This window comes from Streptomyces sp. AC627_RSS907, assembly GCF_019049165.1.
In genome coordinates, this window is the sequence record NZ_JAGMUE010000004.1 from 1 (window position 1) to 20,176 (window position 20,176).

Sequence of the window (20,176 nt, forward strand, 5' to 3'; positions counted from 1 at the left end):
CCCTGGCTGAGATCATCGAACGCCTGCTGCCCGCACGCCGTCATCGGACCTGCCCCAGAGTGATCAAACGCAAGATGTCGAACTGGCCACTCAAACGGGCCGAGCACCGCAACCGGACACCACCCGCACCGGACACCACGACCATCACCCGACAAGACACAAACTAAATCACCGGCATTGCGGCTAGGCCGGGAAGCGGCGGTCGACCCACCGCCACAGCAGTTCCAGGGCGGCCGCCGCCCCCGCCGCGATGCCGACGGCGGCCCACGGCATCGTCACGCCCACCAGCTTCAGCGCGAAGAAGTCCTGCAGCCACGGCACCACCAGCACCACCAGGAAGGCCGCGCCCATGGCCGCCACCAGGCCCACACGCCACCAGGTGTAGGGGCGGGCGACGATCGCCAGCACCCACATCGAGATCAGGAACAGCGTCAGCGTCGCCGCGCTCGTCTCCGCGTCCAGCGCCCCCGGGCCGGAGTAGTGCTGCCGGGCGACGAGGTACGTCGTGAAGGTCGCCGCCGCGGCCACCACCCCGCCCGGGATCGCGTACCGCATCACCCGCCGGACGAAGTGGGGCTTGGCCCGTTCCTTGTTCGGGGCGAGGGCCAGGAAGAAGGCGGGGACGCCGATGGTGAGGGTGGAGAGCAGGGTGAGGTGGCGGGGCAGGAACGGGTACTCGACCTGGGAGCAGACCACCAGGATCGCCAGCAGCACCGAGTACACGGTCTTGACCAGGAACAGGGTCGCGACCCGGGTGATGTTGCCGATCACCCGGCGCCCTTCGGCGACCACCGCCGGCAGGGTGGCGAAGCTGTTGTTGAGCAGCACGATCTGCGCGACCGCCCGGGTGGCCTCCGAACCCGAGCCCATCGCCACGCCGATGTCGGCGTCCTTCAGTGCCAGGACGTCGTTCACGCCGTCGCCGGTCATGGCGACCGTGTGGCCGCGCGACTGGAGGGCGCCCACCATGTCCCGCTTCTGCTGCGGGGTGACCCGCCCGAACACCGTGCCCTCGTCCAGGGCCTCGGCCATGCCGTCGCGCTCCGCGGGGAGCCGGCGCGCGTCGACGGTGGCGCCGGTCAGACCGAGCTTGCCGGCGACCGCGCCGACCGACACCGCGTTGTCGCCGGAGATGACCTTGGCCCGGACGTTCTGCTCGTCGAAGTAGCGCAGGGTGTCCGCGGCGTCCGGGCGCAGCCGCTGCTCCAGGACGACCAGGGCGGTCGCCGTGACCCCCTCGGCCACCGCGGGGTCGTCCAGGTCACGGGCGGCGCGGGCGAGCAGCAGCACCCTGAGGCCCTGCTCGTTGAGCCGTACGGTCTCGGCGAGGGCGGGGTCGTCCTCGGCCAGCAGCACGTCCGGAGCGCCCAGCAGCCACGTACTGGAGGTGCCGTCGCCCTCGCTGAAGGCGGCGCCGCTGTACTTGCGGGCGGAGGAGAAGGGCAGGGACTCGGTGCAGCGCCAGTTGTCGGCCGCCGGGAAGGCCGCGACGACCGCCTGCAGGGAGGCGTTGGGGCGCGGGTCGGACTCGCCGAGGGCACCGAGCACCGTGCGGACGTACGTCTCGTCGGCGCCGTCGAGCGTGCGCAGCTCGGTGACGTCCATGCCGCCCTCGGTGAGGGTGCCGGTCTTGTCCAGGCAGACGGTGTCGACGCGGGCCAGGCCCTCGATGGCGGGCAGCTCCTGGACGAGGCACTGCTTCCGGCCGAGCCGGACGACGCCGATCGCGAAGGCGACGGAGGTGAGCAGGACCAGGCCCTCGGGGACCATGGGGACGATGCCGCCGACCGTGCGCGCGATCGAGTCGTCCAGCTCGTCGTCCTTGGCGAGCAGCTGGCTGAGGACCAGGCCGATCGCGGTCGGCACCATCATCCAGGTGACGTACTTCAGGATCGTGGAGATGCCGGAGCGCAGCTCGGACTGGACCAGGGTGAAGCGGGAAGCCTCCTCGGCGAGCTGCGCGGCGTACGCCTCGCGCCCCACCTTGGTCGCCCGGAAGGCGCCGCCGCCCGCGACCACGAAGCTGCCGGACATGACCTCGTCCCCGGGCTGTTTGACGACCGGGTCGGCCTCACCGGTCAGCAGCGACTCGTCGATCTCCAGCCCGTCCGCCTCGACGCAGACCCCGTCGACGACGATCTTGTCCCCGGGTCCGGTCTCGATGACGTCGTCCAGCACGATCTCCGACGTACTGACCTCGGCGGCCGTCCCGTCCCGGCGCACCGTCGGCCGGATCTCACCGATCAGCGCCAGTGAGTCCAGGGTCTTCTTCGCCCGCCACTCCTGGATGATGCCGATGCCGGTGTTGGCGAGGATCACGAAGCCGAACAGGCTGTCCTGGATCGGCGCGACGAACAGCATGATCACCCACAGCACGCCGATGATCGCGTTGAACCGGGTGAACACGTTGGCGCGGACGATGTCGGCCACCGAGCGGCTGCTGCGCACCGGTACGTCGTTGACCTCACCACGTGCGACCCGTTCGGCGACCTGGGCCGCCGTCAGTCCGGTCGCGGCCGGGGGGACGGGAAGGGCGTGCGAGGAGCCGAGCCGGCCGCCCGCGTCGAGATGCGTCATGCATTCGACGGTACGTGCGGTTTTGGGGCTTCACTCGCTGAAAACGCGGAAGATCCGACCTGGGGAGGAGTGCCACGCCGACACTTGATGCCGTGGTACTACGAGCCCCGCACCGCGAGCCCCCGCGCGGCGCCCTGCCGCCGCCGCGCCGTCGCCCGTACGCCGCGCCGTTGCCCGTACGCCGCGCCGTATCGCCCGTACGCCGCGCGGGGCCGCTCCTCGCGCAGGGGGCTGTCGCGCTCCGCCTGCACCGTCCCCCCGCGTCGGGTGCCGCTCCCCGTCTCCGCCGTCCGCCGGGCGGGCGCTACGCCGCGTCCCGCGCCCGCTTGATCGCGGCGTCGCGCTTGCGGACGTACCAGACGCCGATGAGGCCCAGGCCGCCGCCGGCCAGGCAGGTCCACACCCACCAGGCGTGGCCGTGGTCGTCGAACCAGCCGTAGAAGGGCAGCTGCACGAGGAAGAGGACGAACCAGAGGACGGTGCCGCCGGTGATGGTCGGAACCACGGGGCCCTCCAGGGGCTCCGGCGCCTCGTGCGTGGGTGTCCACTTCGTCATGCGTACAGCTTACGAGGAGGGCGCCGACGGACCCGCGGCGCGGCGCCGCGCGGGTCTACGCGCGGAGATAGCGATCTCGGGCTCATACGTTCATACTGAATCCGTTTGTCTCTGACCACTTTCATTCGTAGGAAACACCAACAAGGCCGTGGGGGAACCTGTTGGTGATGAGGTTCCGCATGTCCACCTCGGCCTCCGCCAAGGTCCCCCCGTCCCCCGAGTCGCCCGAAGACCGGCGGCCCCCGCAGAACGCCCTCGACCGCTACTTCAAGATCTCCGAGCGCGGCAGCACGCTGCCCCGCGAGGTCCGCGGCGGCTTCGCGACCTTCTTCGCGATGGCGTACATCATCGTGCTGAACCCGATCATCCTGGGCAGCGCGAAGGACATGTACGGCCACCAGCTCGACAACGGTCAGCTGGTCACCGCGACCGCCCTGACGGCGGCGTTCACCACGCTCCTCATGGGCGTCATCGGCAACGTCCCGATCGCGCTGGCCGCCGGCCTCGGTGTGAACTCCGTCGTCGCCCTCCAGCTCGCCCCGCGGATGTCCTGGCCGGACGCCATGGGCATGGTCGTGCTGGCCGGTTTCGTCGTGATGCTGCTGGTCGCCAGCGGCCTGCGCGAGCGTGTGATGAACGCCGTGCCCTACGGCCTGCGCAAGGCCATCTCCATCGGTATCGGCCTGTTCGTCATGATCGTCGGCCTGGTCGACTCCGGGTTCATCACCCGTATGCCGGACGCCGCCCACAGCACCGTCCCGCTCCGGCTGGGCACGGGCGGTCACCTGCACGGCTGGCCGGTGCTGGTCTTCGTCCTCGGCGTGCTGCTGACCCTCGCGCTGATCGTCCGCAAGACCCCGGGCGCCATCCTGATCTCGATCGTCGTGATGACCGTCGTCGCGGTGGTCATCAACGCCGTCGCCGACGTCCCCTCCTGGGGCCTGACCACCCCGAAGTGGCCCGGCAACCCCGTCTCCGCGCCCGACTTCGGGCTGGTGGGCGAGGTCAGCCTGTTCGGCGGGTTCGAGAAGGTCGGCGTCCTGACCGGCGTGCTGTTCGTCTTCACCGTGCTGCTGTCGTGCTTCTTCGACGCGATGGGCACGATCATGGGTGTCGGCGACGAGGCCAAGCTGACCGACGCCCAGGGCCAGATGCCCGGCATCAACAAGGTCCTGTTCGTCGACGGTGTCGCGGTCGCCGCGGGCGGTGCGAGCTCCGCCTCGGCCACGACCTGCTTCGTGGAGTCCACGGCCGGTGTCGGCGAGGGCGCGCGCACCGGCTTCGCGAACGTCGTCACCGGCGCGCTGTTCGCCATGGCGCTGTTCCTCACGCCGGTCGCCACGATGGTCCCGTCCCAGGCGGCCACCCCGGCGCTGATCGCGGTCGGCTTCCTGATCCTGTCCGGCTCGATCCGGGAGATCGACTGGTCCGACTTCACGATCGCCATCCCGGCCTTCGTGACGATGATGATGATGCCGTTCACCTACTCGATCACCAACGGCATCGGCATGGGCTTCATCACCTTCTCGGTGCTGCGCCTGGCGGCCGGGCGGGGCCGGGGGGTTCCCGCCGCGATGTACGTGGTGTCGGCGGTGTTCGCCTTCTACTACCTGATGCCGGCCCTCGGCCTCACGTGAGCGGAGCTCAGGTGACCCCGTAGAACCGGTCCGTCTCCTCCACGGCGGACTGGAACCGCTCGTCGAAGTCATTGCGAATGAGCGTCCGGACGACATAGTCCTGGACGCTCATTCCTCTTTTCGCCGCATGGTGCCGGAGCCGGTCGAGCAGCTCCCCGTCCATCCGCAGGCTGAGCACGCTGGTCCCCATGCGCACGAGGGTCGCCCCGCGGACCGGGTCCTGCTCCGTTTTCCGGAAACGACTCACTCGTACGGGTGAATCATGAGTTTCAGTGGCGGGCGTCACGGGCACACGGGTCGACGACCGGTGGTATTTCGCGAGACTAATGAGTTACGCTAAGGAACATGCCGGACCTCAAGCATGGCGACGACGCCGCCGCCGTGAACTCCCTGCGCTCCGCCGTGATGCGGTTGTCCCGTCGGCTCAAGCACCAGCGGGTCGACGAGTCGCTCAGCCCCACCGAGATGTCGGTGCTCGGCACCCTGTCCAACTGCGGCAGCGCCACCCCGGGCGAGCTCGCCCGCAAGGAACACGTCCAGCCGCCCTCGATGACCCGCATCGTGGCGCTCCTGGAGGCCAAGGGACTGGTCCGGCTGGAGCCGCACCCCGAGGACCGGCGCCAGAAGGTCGTGACGCAGACCGAGCAGGCCGTGGTCATGCTCGAGGAGAGCCGCCGCAAGCGGAACGCGTTCCTGGCCACGCTGGTCGAGGGACTCGACGAGGACGAGTGGGCGAAACTGCGCGCCGCCGCCCCCGTGCTGGAGAAGCTCGCACACCTGTAGGCAGCATTCGCGAGGAGGCGAACCCTTTTGAGTACGGGACCCGGAGCAGCTTCCGCCCCCGCACCTGACGGCCACGATGCCCCGACCGCCCACGACGCCCCGACCGCCCCCGACGCCCCCCGCAGGACGTCGATGTTCGCCTCCCTGAAGGTCAGGAACTACCGCCTGTTCTTCCTGGGGCAGGTCGTCTCCAACATCGGCACCTGGATGCAGCGCATCGCCCAGGACTGGCTGGTGCTCAGCCTCACCGGTTCCTCGGCCGCCGTCGGTATCACCACGGCCCTGCAGTTCCTGCCGATGCTCCTCTTCGGCCTCTACGGGGGCGTCCTCGTCGACCGCCTGCGCAAGCGGCCCACGCTGCTGGTCACCCAGTCCGCGATGGCCCTGACCGCGCTCGCCCTCGCCGCCCTCACCCTGTCCGGCCACGTCGAGGTCTGGCACGTCTACGTCGCCGCCTTCGCGATGGGCCTGGCCACCGTCGTCGACAACCCGGCCCGCCAGTCCTTCGTCGCCGAGCTGGTCGGCCGGGACCAGCTCCAGAACGCGGTCAGCCTCAATTCGGCCAACTTCCAGTCCGCCCGACTGGTCGGCCCCGCCGTCGCCGGTCTGATGATCACCGGGGTGGGCACCGGCTGGGCGTTCCTCGCCAACGGCCTGTCCTTCGTCGCGCCGCTGAGCTGCCTGCTGCTGATGCGCGCCCGCGAGCTGCACGCCGTCCAGCGCGCCCCGCGCGGCAAGGGACAGCTGCGCGAGGGCCTGCACTACGTCGCGGGCCGCCCCGAACTGATCTGGACGATCACCCTGGTCGGGTTCATCGGCACCTTCGGTTTCAACTTCCCGGTGTTCCTGTCCGCCTTCGCCGACGACGTCTTCGACGCGGGGGCCGGGTCCTACAGCCTCTTCAACACCCTCATGGCCGTCGGCTCACTGGCGGGTGCCCTGCTCGCCGCCCGGCGCGGCACGGCCCGGCTGCGCGTCCTGATCGCGGCGGCCCTGGCCTTCGGCGTCCTGGAGATCGTGGCGGCGGCGGCACCGGGGCTGTGGCTCTTCGCGCTGCTGATGATCCCCATCGGTGTCTTCAGCATGACCGTCAACGTCACGGCCAACACCAGCATCCAGATGTCCACCGACCCGGCCATGCGCGGCCGTGTCATGGCCCTGTACATGATGGTCTTCCTCGGCGGCTCCCCGGTCGGAGCCCCGATCGTCGGCTGGGTCACCGACACCTACGGTGCCCGGGTCGGCTTCGCCGCCGGCGGCGCGGTCGCGGCCACCGCCGCGCTCGTGATCGGCCTGGTCCTGGCCCGCGTCGGCAACCTGCGGTTGTCGGTCGGCTGGCACCGGGGACACCCTCAGGTGCGGTTCGTGCCGCGTGAGCGGCGGGAGGAGCTGGCTCCGGCGGCGTAGCCGGGCCCCGGGTCAGTCGCGGGGGAAGCCGTCGGTCCTGAGGGCGAGGCCGACGGCGGTGCCGGTCGGGTCTCGCGCTCCTCGCCGGGGGACGTCCGGCGCTCCTCGCCGGGGACGTCCGGCGCTCCTCGCCGGGGACGTCCGGCGCTCCTCGCCGGGGGACATCCGGCGCTCCTCGCCGGGGGACATCCGGCGCTCCTCCCCGGGGGACACTGGCCCCCATGAGACTGTTCGCCGCCGTACTGCCCCCCGAGGACGTCACCGCCGGCCTCGCCGCCGAGGTGGCCGCGCTGCGGGGGCTGCCCGGCGCGGACCGGCTGCGCTGGACCGGCCGCCCCGGCTGGCACTTCACGCTCGCCTTCTACGGCGAGGTCGACGACGGCCTCGTCCCCGGCCTGTCGGCCCGCCTGGAGCGTGCCGCGCACCGCACGGCCTCCTTCGAGCTGGCGCTGCGCGGGGGAGGCCAGTTCGGGCACGGGCGGGCGTTGTGGGCGGGCGCGGAGGGTGATCTCGCGACCCTGCGGCTGCTGGCCGACCGCGCCGAGGCGGCGGCGCGCAAGGCGGGGATCCCGATGGGGGAGCACCGGCGCTACACCCCCCACCTGACGCTGGCCCGCAGCCGGGCGGCGTTCGAGGTCCGGCCGTACGTCGACGCGCTGGCCGCCTTCGCCGGCCCCACCTGGACCGTGACGGACCTGGCACTGGTGCGCAGCAACCTGCCGGCCTCCGGAGTGCCGGGCGAACAGCCCCGCTACGAGGCGGTCGCCCGCTGGCCGCTCGGCGCCTCCGGTTAGGCTCGGGGCGTGGACCCGAAGACCCGTAACCGGATCATGGCCGGTGTGCTCGTGCTGATGCTCGTGGTGGTGGCGGTGGCGGCGGCGCTCGGTTAGCCGAAGGCCGCCGGCCACCTCAGACCCCTGCGTACCCCGCGATCCCCGCGATCCCCGCGGGTGTCACCAGGCGAACGCCTCCGGGGAGGGACCCGTCCCCGGGAAGATCTCGTCCAGCCCGCCCAGCAGCTCGTCCGAGAGCTCCAGCTCCACGGCCCGCAGCGCCGACGCGAGCTGCTCGGCGGTGCGCGGACCCACGATCGGGCCGGTGACGCCGGGCCGCGTCAGCAGCCAGGCCAGCGCGGCCTCGCCCGGCTCGACGCCGTGCTTGTCGAGCAGGTCCTCGTAGGCCTGGACCTGCGCCCGCTTCGCGGGGTCGGCCAGGGTGTCGGCCGCCCGTCCGGAGGCGCGTCGTCCGCCCTGGACCTCCTTCTTGATGACGCCGCCGAGCAGCCCGCCGTGCAGCGGCGACCAGGGGATGACGCCGAGGCCGTAGTCCTGCGCGGCCGGGATGACCTCCATCTCGGCGCGGCGCTCGGCCAGGTTGTAGAGGCACTGCTCGCTCACCAGGCCGATGGTGCCGCCGCGCCGGGCGGCGGCCTCGTTGGCCTGGGCGATCTTGTATCCGGGGAAGTTCGATGACCCGGCGTACAGGACCTTGCCCTGCTGGACCAGTACGTCGATGGCCTGCCAGATCTCGTCGAAGCCGGTGGCGCGGTCGATGTGGTGGAACTGGTACAGGTCGATGTGGTCCGTCCGCAGCCGCTTCAGGCTGGCGTCGACGGCCCGGCGGATGTTCACCGCGGACAGCTTGTCGTGGTTGGGCCACGCCTCGCCGTCGGCGCCCATGTTGCCGTACACCTTGGTGGCGAGGACCACCTTGTCGCGCCGGTCGCCGCCCTTGGCGAACCAGTTGCCGATGATCTCCTCGGTACGGCCCTTGTTCTCGCCCCAGCCGTACACGTTGGCGGTGTCGAAGAAGTTGACGCCGGCGTCCAGCGCCGCGTCCATGATCGCGTGACTGTCGGCCTCGTCGGTCTGCGGACCGAAGTTCATGGTCCCGAGGACGAGTCGGCTGACCTTGAGTCCTGTGCGTCCGAGCTGCGTGTACTCCATGGTGTCCAAGCCAACGGCTTGGAGTGCGCTCCAGGCAAGCGGGTGCGGTCGGTCAGTCGCGGGGGAAGCCGGCGGTGGGGAGCGTGAGGCCGAGGACGGTGCCGGTGAGGTCCAGGTCCTGTCCGAAGGCGACCTTGGTCCCGGTCGTGCAGTCGCCGTCCCCGGGGTGCGTGAAGATGTGGCACCTGCCCTGGTACGGGTCGGCGATGAGGCAGAGGGGGACCTCGGCGGCGGCGTAAGCCGGCTTCTTGGGGCCGTAGTCGTTGGCGGCCGTCCCCTGGGAGACGACCTCGGCCACGAACTCGACGTCCTGGTAGCGCCGGCCGTCGCACGGGCGGGAGCAGCCGCGCGGTACAAACGATACGCACGGTGACCAGGACACGGGAGAACGCGCATATGCCAGAGCGGGACCGCACCGACCACCTCGTCGCTCTCGTCCGGCGCCACCTCGGTGACCACGAGGTGCTCGGCGTCTACGCGCACGGCTCCGCGACCCTCGGCGGCCTGCGCCCGTACAGCGACCTGGATCTCCTCGTCGTCGTGCGGAACCCCACGACGCACGCGCGACGCGCCGCACTCACGGAAGGGTTGTTGAAGGTGTCCGGCGGTGCGGGGCGCCGCCCCGTCGAGCTGATCGTCGTCGTGCGGGACGACGTCCGGCCCTGGCGGTACCCGCCCCGCCGGGACTACCTCTACGGCGAGTGGCTGCGCGACGCCTGCGAACGCGGCCACGTGCCCGGGCCGGAGGACGATCCCGACCTCGCCCCGCTCCTGACGATGGCGCTGCGCGCCGACACCCCGCTGTACGGCCCGCCCCCGGCCGCCCTCCTCGACCCCGTTCCGCACGGGGACCTGCGGCGCGCGATCGTCGCCGGGGTGCCGGGGCTCCTGGCCGAGCTGGAGTTGGACACCCGCAACGTCCTGCTCACCCTCGCCCGGATCTGGAGCACGCTCGCCACCGGCGACATCCGCTCCAAGGACGCGGCGGCCGACTGGGCCCTCGCGCGCCTGCCGGCCGCCCACCGCCCGCCGGTGGCCCACGCCCGCGCCGTCTACCTGGGGCTGGCGGAGGAGCACTGGGGTGATGGCGTGCGGCCCTGCGCCGACCGCCTGGTCCGGGCGATCCGGGCGGCCTACGCGGCGGCGGAGTAGGGCCCGCCCAGCCCCCACTCCTCGTGCAGCGCGTCCGCGAAGGCCCCCGCGATCCGGTGCTCGCCGCTCTCGTTGGGGTGGGTGCCGTCGTAGGTGTCCGTGTGGAAGTCGTACGCCGGGGGCTGCGGGACGAGGAGGAGCGGGGAGCCCGGGGCGTCGAGGTCGGCGGCCGTCTTCGCCAGGAGGTCGTTGAAGCGGTGGACCTGGTCGGCGAAGGACGTGTCGGCCTGCACCCGGACGTTCGTGATCACCGGCAGGACGGCGATGCGGACCCGCGGGTTCGCCGACCGGGCCCCGGCCACGAAGGAGCGGACGTTGTCGGCGGTCTGCTCCGGGTTGGTGTAGAAGCCGAGGTCGATCAGGCCGAGGGAGACCAGGAGCACGTCGGCGCGGTGGGCGCGCACCGCCTCGCCAATCAGCGGGGCCATGTGGTGCCAGCCCTCGCCCCAGCCGGCCAGGTGGGCGCGGGGGAAGGCGGGGTCGGCGTAGGCGTACGAGGTGGGGGCGTCCGTGACCTGGTCGTGCAGGGTCTCGCGCGGGCCGACGAACGTGAAGGGACGGCCGTACGAGGCGCGCAGGTGCTGCCACAGCCGGTAGCGCCACGTGTGTTCGCCGGCGCTCCCGATCGTCATGGAGTCACCGACGAACATGAACCTGAGCATCCGCTCATCATGGTCGACCGGCCCGGGTGGCGCGATGTGAGACCGACCACCTAAAATGAACGGCCGGGCGGGATGGCAGTCTTGGGGCATGCGTCGACCCTTCGCCCTCCTCGCCTCGGCCCTTCTCGTGGGCGCGTTCGCCGTGCCCGCCTCCGCCGCCGACGGGGACGACGGGGTCGCCGGGTCCGGGGGGTTCACCATCAAGGACCCGCGCATCACCGAGTCCAGCGGGCTCGCCGCCTCCCGCCGGCACCCCGGCGTCTACTGGACGCACAACGACCAGGACACCGGGCCGTACCTGTACGCCGTGGACGGCGCGACCGGCGAGACCGTCGCCCGCGTCACGCTCTCCGGCATCGGCACGCCCCGTGACGTCGAGGCGATCTCCGTCGGGCCGGGCGACCGGATCTTCGTCGGCGACATCGGGGACAACCTCGGCGGCACCTGGCCGCACGTGTGGATCTACGAGCTGCCCGAGCCGAAGGAGCTCAAGGACCAGACGGTCAAGGCCACCCAGTACGTCGTGAAGTACGCGGACGGCGCCCGCGACGCCGAGTCGATGGTCGTCCACCCGAAGACCGGGCGGGTCTACCTCATCGACAAGAAGGAGGAGGGCGGGCACCTGTACGAGGGGCCCGCGAAGCTCTCCGCGTCCGGCACCAACGTCTTCCGGCGCGGCGCCGCCGTCGACCTCTGGGCCACCGACGCCGCGTTCTCCCCGGACGGCGAGCGACTCGCCGTGCGCGGCTACCTCGGGGGCATCTGGTACGACTGGAACGGCGGGAAGATCCAGCGCAAGGGCCGGATCAGCGTGCCCCTGGGGCAGGGCGAGTCCGTCACCTACACCGCCGACGGCGCCAAGCTGCTGCTCGGGATGGAGGGCGCCCAGAGCCCGGTGCGGGCCGAGGACGCGCCCGGGGCGGGGTCCGGCGGGGACAAGGAGTCGTCCGGGGGCACCGGGGCCGCCGCGTCCGACGAGGACGGCTCCGGCGGGAACACGCTCAAGGTCGGTGCGCTCGGCCTGCTCGTGGCGGTCGCCGCCGTCTTCGGGCTACGACGGCTGTTCCGGCGCGGCTGAGCAGACGTCCGGCGCGGTCGCGCCGGAGGAACGGCCCGCCGCGTCCCGCGCGGCCACCAGCACCTCCAGCCCGTCCAGGATGCGCTGCAGGCCGAACTCGAAGTGGTCGAAGCCGGTGCCGAAGGTGTCCTCGGAGAGGGAGGCCAGGACGGGGTAGCGGCCGCTGGTCATGGCCTTCTCCAGCACCGGCTGCTGGGCCGCCCAGAACTGCGCGTCCGTCAGCCCGGAGCGGCGCTCGGCCTCCTCCTGGTACACCTGCGTGCGGGCGGCGCCGACGACGTACCCGTCGACCATGATGATCGCCGACAGCAGTTCGGGGTCGGTCAGGCCCATCGGCCTGATCCGCGTGAGCACCTTCTCCATGCCCTCCAGGGCGGACGGGCCGAGGATGGGGCGGGACTGGTTGACCTCCAGCAGCCAGGTGTGGCGACGGTAGAGGGCGAGGGTGGCGCGGCCGAGGGCCTCCAGCGCCGAGCGCCAGCCGCCGTCGTCACCGCCGTCACTGCTGTCGCCGCCGCCGTCACCACCGCCGTCGCCGCCGCCGTCACCGGGGTTCTCGGACGGGCGCTGCACGCGGTCCAGCATCAGGTCGATCAGCTCGCCCTTGCCGGGGACGTAGCGGTACAGGGACATCGTGCCGGTGCCCAGTTCGGTGGCGATGCGGCGCATCGAGACCGCGCCGAGTCCTTCCCGGTCCGCGACCTCGACGGCGGCGTCCACGATCCGCTCCAGCGTCAGACCCGGTTTGGGCCCCCGGCTGGGCCGCCGGCCGGTGTCCCACAACAGGTCGAGGGTGCGGCCGATGTCACCGCTGCCGCTGGTCTCCGTACCGCTTGCCATGAGGGCAGTTTAGTTCCGCCGACAAAAACTGAGTACGGCGTACGCGTAATCGGGTACGGTGTACTCGGTTGTGAGTGAAAGGGGGACCCATGAGCGACGGACACGCGGTACGGGCCGAGGGTCTGCGCAAGCGGTACGGCGGCAAACACGCCCTCGACGGCTTCGACCTGGCCGTCCGCGAGGGCACGGTGCACGGCCTGCTGGGGCCGAACGGCGCGGGCAAGACCACCGCCGTGCGCATCCTGTCCACGCTCGTCCGGATGGACGGGGGACGGGCCGAGGTGGCCGGCCGGGACGTCGCCCGGCAGGCGCGCGAGGTGCGGGCGCGGATCGGCCTCACCGGGCAGTACGCGGCCGTGGACGAGGTGCTCACCGGCCGCCAGAACCTGGAGATGTTCGGACGCCTGTTCCACCTGGGCGGCAGGCGGGCCCGGGCCCGCGCGGCCGAGCTGCTGGAGCAGTTCGACCTGACCGACGCCGCCGACCGGGGCGTCGGCAAGTACAGCGGGGGCATGCGGCGCCGCCTCGACCTCGCCGCGTCGATGATCCTCGCCCCGTCCGTGCTGTTCCTGGACGAGCCGACGACGGGCCTCGACCCGCGCAGCCGCGGCGAGGTGTGGGACTCCGTGCGGGCGCTGGTGGCGAGTGGCACGACCGTGCTGCTGACCACGCAGTACCTGGAGGAGGCCGACAAGCTGGCCTCCCGCATCACCGTCATCGACCAGGGCAGGGCCATCGCCGACGACACCCCGGACGGGCTGAAGAACCTGGTCGGCGGCGACCGCATCGAGGTCGTGGTCGCCGACCGGAGCGAGATACCGAGGGTGGTGAAGACGGTCGCCCGCGTCTGCGACGGTGAACCCGAGGCCGACGAGGTGGCGCTGCGCGTGCACGCCCCGGTCACCGACCGGGTGGCCGCGCTGACCGAGGTGGCGCGCAGTCTCCAGGACGAGGGCGTCGCCGTGGAGGACATCGGGCTGCGCAGGCCGAGCCTCGACGACGTGTTCCTGCGCCTGACCGGCCACCGTACGGACCGACTGGACACGGAACGCACGGAACGCACGGACCGTACGGAGAAGGAGGCGGCGGCATGAGCGCACTCGACCTGGCGCCGGGCACGCGCGAGCACGGACGGCTGTACTGGCTGCTCGCCGACTGCGGCAACATCGTCCGCCGCGGCCTGACCCACTACCGGCGCCAGCCCGTCAACATCGCCTGGCAGCTCGGCTTCCCGATCCTGTCCGTCCTCCTGTACGGCTATGTCTTCGGCAGCGCGATGACCGTGCCGGGCGGCGGGGACTACAAGGACTTCCTGATGCCGGGCATGTTCGCGATGACCATGGCGTTCGGCTTCATCAACACCGCGACCCTCGTCGTCCACGACTCCACCAAGGGCGTCATCGACCGGTTCCGTTCCATGCCGATGGCCTCCTCCGCGGTGGTGGCGGGGCGCGGGGTGACCGACCTCGTGGTCGCCTGCGCCGAGCTGGCGATCATGATGCTGACGGCACTGGCCATGGGCTGGCGGCCGGACGGCGGCTGGGGCTTCCTGGCCGCGTTCGGGCTGCTGCTGTGGCTCCGGTTCGCGCTGATCTGGATCGGCGTGTGGCTGGGGCTCCTGGTCCCGAACCCGGAGGCGGCCGGCGGCCTGTTCGCGGTGGCCTTCCCGCTGACGATGATCTCCAGCATCTTCGTCGCCCCCCAGCTCATGCCCGACTGGCTGGGCTGGGTGGCCGCCTGGAACCCGATCTCCTCCACGGCCGCCGCCGCCCGCGAGCTGTTCGGCACGCCGGTCGGCGGGGGCGACTCGTGGGTCGAGCAGCACGCGCTGCTGATGGCGGGCGTGTGGCCGGTGATCCTCACGGCGGTCTTCCTGCCGCTCGCGGTGCGCCGGTTCCAGCGGCTCAGCCGGTAGCAGCGACAGTGGTGGGACGACGACGAGGGGCGCCCGGTGTCCGCCGGGCGCCCCTCGTCGTCGTACCGAAGACTGCTAGAGCTTCTCGATCACGTAGTCGACGCACGTGGTCAGCGCCTCGACGTCCGCCGGGTCGATCGCCGGGAACATCGCGACGCGCAGCTGGTTGCGGCCGAGCTTGCGGTACGGCTCGGTGTCGACGATGCCGTTGGCGCGCAGCACCTTGGCGACGGCGGCGGCATCGATGTCGTCGGAGAAGTCGATGGTGCCGATGACCTGGGACCGCTTGGACGGGTCCGAGACGAACGGGGTGGCGTACTTGGCCTCCTCCGCCCAGGCGTACAGGCGGGACGAGGAGTCCTTGGTGCGGGCGGTGGTGAAGTCCAGGCCGCCCTGGCCGTTCATCCACTCCAGCTGTTCGCCCAGCAGGAACAGGGTGGCGAGCGCCGGGGTGTTGTACGTCTGGTTCTTGCGCGAGTTGTCGATCGCGGTCGGCAGCGAGAAGAACTCCGGGACGTGCCGGCCGGACGCGTGGATCCGCTCGGCGCGCTCGATGGCGGCCGGGGAGAAGACGCCGATCCACAGGCCGCCGTCGGCGGCGAAGGATTTCTGCGGGGCGAAGTAGTAGACGTCGGTCTCGGCGATGTCCACGGGCAGGCCGCCGGCGCCGGAGGTGGCGTCGACCAGGACGAGGGAGCCCTCGTCCGCGCCGGTGACGCGCTTGATGGGCATGGCGACGCCGGTGGAGGTCTCGTTGTGGGTGAACGCGTACACGTCCACGCCGGCCTCGGCCCGCGCCTCGGGGTGCGTGCCCGGGTCGGAGGAGACGACGGTCGGCTCGGCCAGCCAGGGGGCGAGCTTGGCCGCCTTGGCGAACTTGGAGGAGAACTCGCCGAAGGTGAGGTGCTGTGACTTGTTCTCGATCAGGCCGTGGGTCGCGATGTCCCAGAACGCGGTGGAGCCGCCGTTGCCGAGGACCACCTCGTAGCCGTCGGGGAGCTGGAACAGCTCGCGGATGCCCTCGCGGACCTTGCCGACCAGGTTCTTGACGGGCGCCTGGCGGTGGGAGGTGCCGAGGAGGGACGTGCCGGTGGCGGCCAGGGCGTCCAGCGCCTCCACCCGCACCTTGGAGGGACCCGCGCCGAATCGACCGTCCGCGGGCTTGATGTCAGCAGGAATCTGGATCTCAGCCACGAGCCGGAGGGTATCTCCTCGGCGAAACCGGACGGGGACATGTCCGTCCGATGAGACGAGAGTCTCCGCCCTACGGACCTGTAGTGAGCTACGAAGCCATCCTGGACGCATGACCGATCTGGAGGCAGCACTGCGGAAGGCCGTCCGGGGCGAGGTCGGCTTCGACGTCACCTCACGGGCACTGACCACCATGGACGCGTCCAACTACCGGCGGGTCCCGCTGGGTGTGGTGGCGCCGGCGGACGCCGACGACGTGGCGGCCGTGCTGGAGGTGTGCCGGGCGCACGGGGTGCCGGTCGTGGCGCGGGGCGGCGGCACGTCGATCGCGGGGCAGGCGACGGGCACGGGGGTCGTCCTGGACTTCACCCGGCACATGAACCGGCTGGTCTCACTCGATCCGGAGGCGCGTACGGCGGTCGTCCAGCCGGGCCTGGTCCTGGACCGTCTCCAGGAGGCCGCCGCCCCGCACGGCCTGCGTTTCGGCCCCGACCCCTCCACCCACAGCCGGTGCACGCTCGGCGGGATGATCGGCAACAACTCGTGCGGCTCCCACTCGGTGGCGTGGGGCACGACGGCGGACAGCGTGCGCGAGCTGGCGGTGCTCACCGCGCGCGGTCGGCGGCTGCGGCCCGGGCAGGGGTGGGCGGGAGCGCCGGAGGGGCTGCGGGAGCTGGCGGAGGGCGAGTTGGCGCGGCTGCGCACCGGCTTTCCGGAGTTGCCCCGCCGTATCTCCGGCTACGCGTTGGACGCGCTGCTGCCGGAGCGGGGCGCGGACGTGGCCCGCTCCTTCTGCGGTTCGGAGGGCACGCTGGGTGTGGTGACCGAGGCGGTGGTCCGCCTGGTCGAGGCGCCGCGTGCGCGTGCGCTGGCGGTCCTCGGGTACGCCGACGAGGCCGCGGCGGCTCAGGCGGCGGCCGGTCTGCTGCCGCTCGGGCCGCTGACGGTGGAGGGCATGGCGGTGGACCTGGTGCCGTCCGCGTCCGTGGCCGGCCTGCCACGGGGCGGGGCCTGGCTGTTCGTGGAGACCGGCGGTGAGTCGGAGGCGGAGGCACGGGCGGGTGCGGAGGCGGTCGTGCGGGCGGCCGACGCCGTCGACGCCCTGGTGGTGGCCGACCCGGCCGGGCAGCGGGCGCTGTGGCGGATCCGGGAGGACGCGAGCGGCACGGCGACGCGGATGCCGGACGGTTCGGAGGCGTGGCCCGGCTGGGAGGACTGCGCGGTGCCCCCGGCCCGGCTCGGCGGGTACCTGCGGGACTTCCGGGAGCTGCTGACCGCCCACGGTCTGCGCGGGACGCCGTACGGGCACTTCGGGGACGGCTGCATCCACGTACGCATCGACTTCGACCTGCTGACGGACGCCGGGGTCGCCCGTTTCCGCCGCTTCTCGCAGGAGCTGGCCGACCTGGTCGTGGCGCACGGCGGGTCGCTGTCCGGGGAGCACGGGGACGGGCAGGCGCGGGCGGAGCTGCTGCCGCGGATGTACGGCGAGGAGATGGTCGCCGTCTTCGAGCGCGCGAAGGCCGTCTGGGACCCGGACGACCTCCTCAACCCGGGGATGCTGGTCCGCCCGGCGCCGCTCGACGCGAACCTGCGCTTCTCCGTCCTGCCGCGCGAGCCGGTGGACGTGGTGTTCGGCTATCCGTCCGACGGCGGCGACTTCTCGGCGGCGGTGCGGCGCTGCGTCGGGGTCGCCAAGTGCCGTACGACGTCGGTGTCCGGCTCCGGGGTGATGTGTCCGTCGTTCCGGGCGACGGGGGAGGAGCAGCATTCCACGCGCGGGCGCGCGCGGCTGCTGCACGAGATGCTCGCCGGTGAACTGGTGGCCGGCGGCTGGCGCTCCACGGAGGTCCGGGACGCCCTCGACCTGTGCCTGTCCTGCAAGGGCTGCCGCTCCGACTGCCCGGTCGAGGTCGACATGGCCACGTACAAGGCGGAGTTCCTGCACCATCACTACGCGGGCCGGCGCCGCCCGGCCGCCCACTACGCGATGGGGTGGCTGCCGGTGTGGCTGCGCTGGGTGGCGCGGGCGCGTGTGGCTCCGGTCGTCAACCTGCTGGCCGGATCGGGGCCGTTGGTGGCGGTGGTGAAGCGGCTGGGCGGGATCGCGGGCGAGCGGGAGGTGCCGCGGCTGGCGGGGGAGACGTTCAGCCGGTGGTGGCGCGGGCGGCGTCCGGCTGCCGGGCGGTCCGGCGACCTGGTGGTGCTCTGGCCCGACACCTTCACCGAGTACCTGTCTCCGTCCGTGGGCCGGGCGGCGGTACGGGTGCTGGAGGCGGCGGGGCTGCGGGTGGTGCTGCCGCCGACGCTGCGGGGGCGGGCCGTCGGGGACGGCGCCTCGACGTCGGCGACCGCGCTGCTGGCTGCCCGCCGGGGCCGCGTCTGCTGCGGCCTCACGTACGTCTCCACGGGCCAGCTGGACCGCGCCCGCGCGCTGCTGCGCCGCACGCTGGACCTGATGGCACCGGTGCTGGAGACGTCCGCGCCGGTCGTCGTCCTGGAGCCGAGCTGCGCCGCCGCCCTGCGCACGGACCTGCCGGAGCTGCTGCACGACGATCCGCGCGCGGCCCGACTCGCCGGGCGGGTGCTCACCTTCGCGGAGGTGCTGGAGCGGCATGCCCCCGACTGGGCCCCGCCCGCCGTGGACCGCCCGGTCACCGGCCAGACCCACTGCCACCAGCACGCGGTCCTGGGTGACGCGGCCGACCGCCGCCTGCGGGCCGCCGCCGGCCTCACCGGTGAGCTGAGCGGCGGCTGCTGCGGCCTCGCGGGCAACTTCGGTTTCGAGGCCGGTCACTACGAGGTGTCGGTCGCCTGCGCCGAGGACCGGCTGCTCCCGGCGGTGCGCGAGGCGCCGGACGGGGCGGTGGTCCTGGCGGACGGCTTCTCGTGCCGGACGCAGCTGGAGCAGCTGGGCGGGGTGCGGGGGCGGCATCTGGCGGAGGTGCTGGCGGAGGGGCTGGGGGAGTGAACGGGCGGTCCGCCCCCCTGCCCTTCGAGATCTAGGACACCAACTGACCTCGATGGTCCCTAGCGTGCTCCTTGTCCAACGGAAGAGAACACCGGAAGGCGGAGAGCATGACCTTCGACGAGACGACCTTCGACGAGACGACCATTCGCGACCGGGCCGGGGCCCCGGCCATCACCGGTGAGCGCGCCGACCTGCTGGAGACGCTGGCCAAGCACCGGCACTTCCTGCGCTTCACCACCCGTGACCTCACCGATGAGCAGGCCGGGCTCCGGACCACCGCCGGCGAGCTGTGCCTGGGCGGCCTGATCAAGCACGTGGCCGCGGTCGAGCGGAAGTGGGGGGACTTCATCCTGAACGGCCCCTCGGCGATGGGGGACTTCACGGCCATGACCGAGGCTGACTGGGCCCGACGGGCCGACGAGTTCCGGATGCTGCCCGGTGAGACGCTGGCCGGTGTCCTGGCCGACTACGCCGAGGTGGCCCGCCGGACCGACGACCTGGTCGCCACCCTGCCCGACCTGGGCGCCTCGTGGCCGTTGCCGAAAGCGCCGTGGTTCGAGCCGGGCGCGCGGTGGTCGGCCCGCCGGGTGCTGATGCACATCATCGCCGAGACCGCTCAGCACGCCGGCCACGCCGACATCATCCGCGAGTCCCTGGACGGCGCCAAAAGCATGGGCTGACCGGTGACGCGGTCAGGGTGCCGTTCCCGATGCCGGGACAGGCGGGTGTGCGGGGCGGCACCTGGTGGAGGTGCCGACGGAGGGGCTGGGCAGTCCCGGGACACGGTGACAGAACCGGCCCGGGTGTCATCGGCCCGCTCAGTTGAGCCCGCTTGGTCTCCGCCCTCGGCTCTCGGCCACCCGTAGCGCGTCCGCGAGGGCTTGGGTGAGGCACTCGGCGAGGTAGCGGAGTTCGCCGTGCGGCGCACGAGGGAGGAGGTCGTGGGCGTGGGCGAGGAGCTCCACCCCCATGCGGAGCTGGGTGGCCTCGGTGGTGTCGGCCAGCCGTGAGACGGGGCCGCCGTCGTCGTCGGTGACGAGGTAGCAGGGCTTGCCGTCGGACCCGGACCAGGGGAGCAGGCGGGGCTCGCGTGGTGTCGTCATGCCGCCTCGCTCATCGTGTACGGCTGGTGGGCGACGACGTACGGGCGTACGGCCGCTGTCTCGGCGCCGTCGAGAACGAAGAGCAGGCCATAGGGGCTGCGGTGGGCGGGGAGGGGGGCGATGCCGGTGGCAAGCGCATGGTGGGGTGTGGGGCGGACGGCCGGGTGAGCACGTCTGCGGTGGGTGCCATGGGGTCTGAACAGCAGGCCCACCCACATGACGAGGCGGTCGATAAGGTCGGTCATGTCATCAGCTCCGAACGGGTTCAGCTGGTGGCCATGCCCCGGGGCCGGTCGGACGGCCGCCGGGGTCTCGCCATGTCGGCGTTCAAGGCAGGACGTGAGGGCGGCAGCACGAC

The 20,176-nt window shown here is 72.2% G+C and carries 20 protein-coding genes and 1 pseudogene; 10 read left to right on the forward strand and 11 right to left on the reverse strand.

What is annotated here, in order from left to right:
* Positions 1-183 precede the first annotated feature (183 nt).
* Positions 184-2,577, reverse strand: coding sequence for an HAD-IC family P-type ATPase (locus KUM32_RS00470; protein ID WP_217139701.1), 2,394 nt, complete (start codon positions 2,575-2,577; stop codon positions 184-186).
* A gap of 304 nt (positions 2,578-2,881) precedes the next feature.
* Positions 2,882-3,133: a DUF2530 domain-containing protein gene (locus KUM32_RS00475; protein ID WP_217139702.1), complete on the reverse strand. Its 252-nt coding sequence runs from the start codon at positions 3,131-3,133 to the stop codon at positions 2,882-2,884.
* A 179-nt stretch (positions 3,134-3,312) separates the two neighbouring features.
* Here KUM32_RS00475 and KUM32_RS00480 point away from each other — a divergent pair, with 179 nt between their 5' ends.
* Positions 3,313-4,770 (forward strand): NCS2 family permease, encoded by a 1,458-nt coding sequence (locus tag KUM32_RS00480; RefSeq protein ID WP_217139703.1) that lies wholly within the window; start codon positions 3,313-3,315, stop codon positions 4,768-4,770.
* 7 nt (positions 4,771-4,777) lie between these two features.
* Here KUM32_RS00480 and KUM32_RS00485 read toward each other — a convergent pair whose 3' ends face one another.
* A complete protein-coding gene (locus KUM32_RS00485) occupies positions 4,778-4,960 on the reverse strand; it encodes a BrnA antitoxin family protein (RefSeq protein WP_217139704.1) in 183 nt (60 codons plus the stop codon).
* 155 nt (positions 4,961-5,115) lie between these two features.
* On the opposite strand from KUM32_RS00485, the gene KUM32_RS00490 reads away from it, so the two are divergent.
* Together KUM32_RS00490 and KUM32_RS00495 are read left to right on the forward strand one after the other, a co-directional pair.
* A complete protein-coding gene (locus KUM32_RS00490; RefSeq protein WP_217139705.1) occupies positions 5,116-5,553 on the forward strand; it encodes a MarR family winged helix-turn-helix transcriptional regulator in 438 nt (145 codons plus the stop codon).
* A 27-nt stretch (positions 5,554-5,580) separates the two neighbouring features.
* Positions 5,581-6,960, forward strand: a complete 1,380-nt coding sequence (locus KUM32_RS00495) for an MFS transporter (protein WP_217139706.1) — start codon at positions 5,581-5,583, stop codon at positions 6,958-6,960.
* Between the two features lie 12 nt (positions 6,961-6,972).
* Here KUM32_RS00495 and KUM32_RS00500 read toward each other — a convergent pair whose 3' ends face one another.
* Positions 6,973-7,149 (reverse strand): hypothetical protein, encoded by a 177-nt coding sequence (locus KUM32_RS00500; RefSeq protein WP_217139707.1) that lies wholly within the window; start codon positions 7,147-7,149, stop codon positions 6,973-6,975.
* Positions 7,150-7,181: 32 nt separating this feature from the next.
* Here KUM32_RS00500 and thpR point away from each other — a divergent pair, with 32 nt between their 5' ends.
* Positions 7,182-7,754: an RNA 2',3'-cyclic phosphodiesterase gene (thpR, locus tag KUM32_RS00505; RefSeq protein WP_217139708.1), complete on the forward strand. Its 573-nt coding sequence runs from the start codon at positions 7,182-7,184 to the stop codon at positions 7,752-7,754.
* Positions 7,755-7,913: 159 nt separating this feature from the next.
* Here the strand turns inward: thpR and KUM32_RS00510 are convergent, their stop codons facing one another.
* Together KUM32_RS00510 and KUM32_RS00515 are read right to left on the reverse strand one after the other, a co-directional pair.
* Positions 7,914-8,906, reverse strand: coding sequence for an aldo/keto reductase (locus KUM32_RS00510; protein WP_217139709.1), 993 nt, complete (start codon positions 8,904-8,906; stop codon positions 7,914-7,916).
* 52 nt (positions 8,907-8,958) lie between these two features.
* Positions 8,959-9,270 (reverse strand): annotated as a pseudogene (locus KUM32_RS00515) (Uma2 family endonuclease); the annotation flags it as partial.
* Positions 9,271-9,302: 32 nt separating this feature from the next.
* On the opposite strand from KUM32_RS00515, the gene KUM32_RS00520 reads away from it, so the two are divergent.
* A complete protein-coding gene (locus KUM32_RS00520; RefSeq protein WP_217139711.1) occupies positions 9,303-10,058 on the forward strand; it encodes an aminoglycoside adenylyltransferase family protein in 756 nt (251 codons plus the stop codon).
* Here the strand turns inward: KUM32_RS00520 and KUM32_RS00525 are convergent.
* Positions 10,040-10,720 carry an SGNH/GDSL hydrolase family protein gene (locus tag KUM32_RS00525; RefSeq protein WP_217139712.1) on the reverse strand — a complete coding sequence of 227 codons (681 nt, stop codon included), beginning with the start codon at positions 10,718-10,720 and terminating at the stop codon, positions 10,040-10,042. The genes KUM32_RS00520 and KUM32_RS00525 overlap by 19 nt on opposite strands.
* An 88-nt stretch (positions 10,721-10,808) precedes the next feature.
* Between KUM32_RS00525 and KUM32_RS00530 the strand changes: the two genes are divergently transcribed.
* Complete coding sequence (locus tag KUM32_RS00530) at positions 10,809-11,798, forward strand: WD40 repeat domain-containing protein (protein WP_217139713.1); 990 nt, start codon at positions 10,809-10,811, stop codon at positions 11,796-11,798.
* Here KUM32_RS00530 and KUM32_RS00535 read toward each other — a convergent pair.
* Positions 11,772-12,638, reverse strand: a complete 867-nt coding sequence (locus tag KUM32_RS00535; protein WP_217139714.1) for a TetR/AcrR family transcriptional regulator — start codon at positions 12,636-12,638, stop codon at positions 11,772-11,774. The two genes, KUM32_RS00530 and KUM32_RS00535, sit on opposite strands and share 27 nt — an antisense overlap.
* Positions 12,639-12,727: 89 nt before the next feature.
* On the opposite strand from KUM32_RS00535, the gene KUM32_RS00540 reads away from it, so the two are divergent.
* A complete protein-coding gene (locus tag KUM32_RS00540; RefSeq protein ID WP_217139715.1) occupies positions 12,728-13,732 on the forward strand; it encodes an ATP-binding cassette domain-containing protein in 1,005 nt (334 codons plus the stop codon).
* Positions 13,729-14,553, forward strand: a complete 825-nt coding sequence (locus KUM32_RS00545) for an ABC transporter permease (protein WP_217139716.1) — start codon at positions 13,729-13,731, stop codon at positions 14,551-14,553. Before KUM32_RS00540 ends, KUM32_RS00545 begins: the two co-directional genes overlap by 4 nt.
* A 75-nt stretch (positions 14,554-14,628) precedes the next feature.
* Here KUM32_RS00545 and serC read toward each other — a convergent pair whose 3' ends face one another.
* Complete coding sequence (serC, locus tag KUM32_RS00550) at positions 14,629-15,747, reverse strand: phosphoserine transaminase (protein WP_217139717.1); 1,119 nt, start codon at positions 15,745-15,747, stop codon at positions 14,629-14,631.
* A 109-nt stretch (positions 15,748-15,856) separates the two neighbouring features.
* Between serC and KUM32_RS00555 the strand changes: the two genes are divergently transcribed.
* Both KUM32_RS00555 and KUM32_RS00560 read left to right on the forward strand, forming a co-directional pair.
* Positions 15,857-18,715, forward strand: coding sequence for an FAD-binding and (Fe-S)-binding domain-containing protein (locus tag KUM32_RS00555; RefSeq protein ID WP_217139718.1), 2,859 nt, complete (start codon positions 15,857-15,859; stop codon positions 18,713-18,715).
* 107 nt (positions 18,716-18,822) lie between these two features.
* Entirely contained in the window at positions 18,823-19,395 is a 573-nt protein-coding gene (locus tag KUM32_RS00560; RefSeq protein WP_217139719.1) for a DinB family protein, read from the forward strand.
* 138 nt (positions 19,396-19,533) lie between these two features.
* Here the strand turns inward: KUM32_RS00560 and KUM32_RS00565 are convergent, their stop codons facing one another.
* The gene (locus tag KUM32_RS00565) at positions 19,534-19,818 is read right to left on the reverse strand and encodes a hypothetical protein (protein ID WP_217139720.1); all 285 of its coding nucleotides are present in this window, start codon (positions 19,816-19,818) and stop codon (positions 19,534-19,536) included.
* Positions 19,815-20,063 (reverse strand): hypothetical protein, encoded by a 249-nt coding sequence (locus KUM32_RS00570; RefSeq protein WP_217139721.1) that lies wholly within the window; start codon positions 20,061-20,063, stop codon positions 19,815-19,817. The genes KUM32_RS00565 and KUM32_RS00570 overlap by 4 nt, the downstream gene beginning before the upstream one ends.
* Positions 20,064-20,176: the final 113 nt, after the last annotated feature.

Excerpts from the sequence above, each read along its gene's own strand:
- KUM32_RS00560 (WP_217139719.1), top strand. The coding sequence starts at position 18,823 with ATGACCTTCGACGAGACGACCTTCGACGAGACGACCATTCGCGACCGG.
- thpR (WP_217139708.1), top strand. The coding sequence starts at position 7,182 with ATGAGACTGTTCGCCGCCGTACTGCCCCCCGAGGACGTCACCGCCGGC.
- KUM32_RS00475 (WP_217139702.1), bottom strand. The coding sequence starts at position 3,133 with ATGACGAAGTGGACACCCACGCACGAGGCGCCGGAGCCCCTGGAGGGC.
- KUM32_RS00545 (WP_217139716.1), top strand. The coding sequence starts at position 13,729 with ATGAGCGCACTCGACCTGGCGCCGGGCACGCGCGAGCACGGACGGCTG.
- KUM32_RS00530 (WP_217139713.1), top strand. The coding sequence starts at position 10,809 with ATGCGTCGACCCTTCGCCCTCCTCGCCTCGGCCCTTCTCGTGGGCGCG.
- KUM32_RS00485 (WP_217139704.1), bottom strand. The coding sequence starts at position 4,960 with ATGGGGACCAGCGTGCTCAGCCTGCGGATGGACGGGGAGCTGCTCGAC.
- KUM32_RS00500 (WP_217139707.1), bottom strand. The coding sequence starts at position 7,149 with ATGTCCCCCGGCGAGGAGCGCCGGATGTCCCCCGGCGAGGAGCGCCGG.
- KUM32_RS00520 (WP_217139711.1), top strand. The coding sequence starts at position 9,303 with ATGCCAGAGCGGGACCGCACCGACCACCTCGTCGCTCTCGTCCGGCGC.
- KUM32_RS00480 (WP_217139703.1), top strand. The coding sequence starts at position 3,313 with ATGTCCACCTCGGCCTCCGCCAAGGTCCCCCCGTCCCCCGAGTCGCCC.
- KUM32_RS00470 (WP_217139701.1), bottom strand. The coding sequence starts at position 2,577 with ATGACGCATCTCGACGCGGGCGGCCGGCTCGGCTCCTCGCACGCCCTT.
- KUM32_RS00535 (WP_217139714.1), bottom strand. The coding sequence starts at position 12,638 with ATGGCAAGCGGTACGGAGACCAGCGGCAGCGGTGACATCGGCCGCACC.
- KUM32_RS00570 (WP_217139721.1), bottom strand. The coding sequence starts at position 20,063 with ATGACCGACCTTATCGACCGCCTCGTCATGTGGGTGGGCCTGCTGTTC.
- KUM32_RS00525 (WP_217139712.1), bottom strand. The coding sequence starts at position 10,720 with ATGCTCAGGTTCATGTTCGTCGGTGACTCCATGACGATCGGGAGCGCC.
- KUM32_RS00510 (WP_217139709.1), bottom strand. The coding sequence starts at position 8,906 with ATGGAGTACACGCAGCTCGGACGCACAGGACTCAAGGTCAGCCGACTC.
- KUM32_RS00540 (WP_217139715.1), top strand. The coding sequence starts at position 12,728 with ATGAGCGACGGACACGCGGTACGGGCCGAGGGTCTGCGCAAGCGGTAC.
- KUM32_RS00555 (WP_217139718.1), top strand. The coding sequence starts at position 15,857 with ATGACCGATCTGGAGGCAGCACTGCGGAAGGCCGTCCGGGGCGAGGTC.
- KUM32_RS00490 (WP_217139705.1), top strand. The coding sequence starts at position 5,116 with ATGCCGGACCTCAAGCATGGCGACGACGCCGCCGCCGTGAACTCCCTG.
- KUM32_RS00565 (WP_217139720.1), bottom strand. The coding sequence starts at position 19,818 with ATGACGACACCACGCGAGCCCCGCCTGCTCCCCTGGTCCGGGTCCGAC.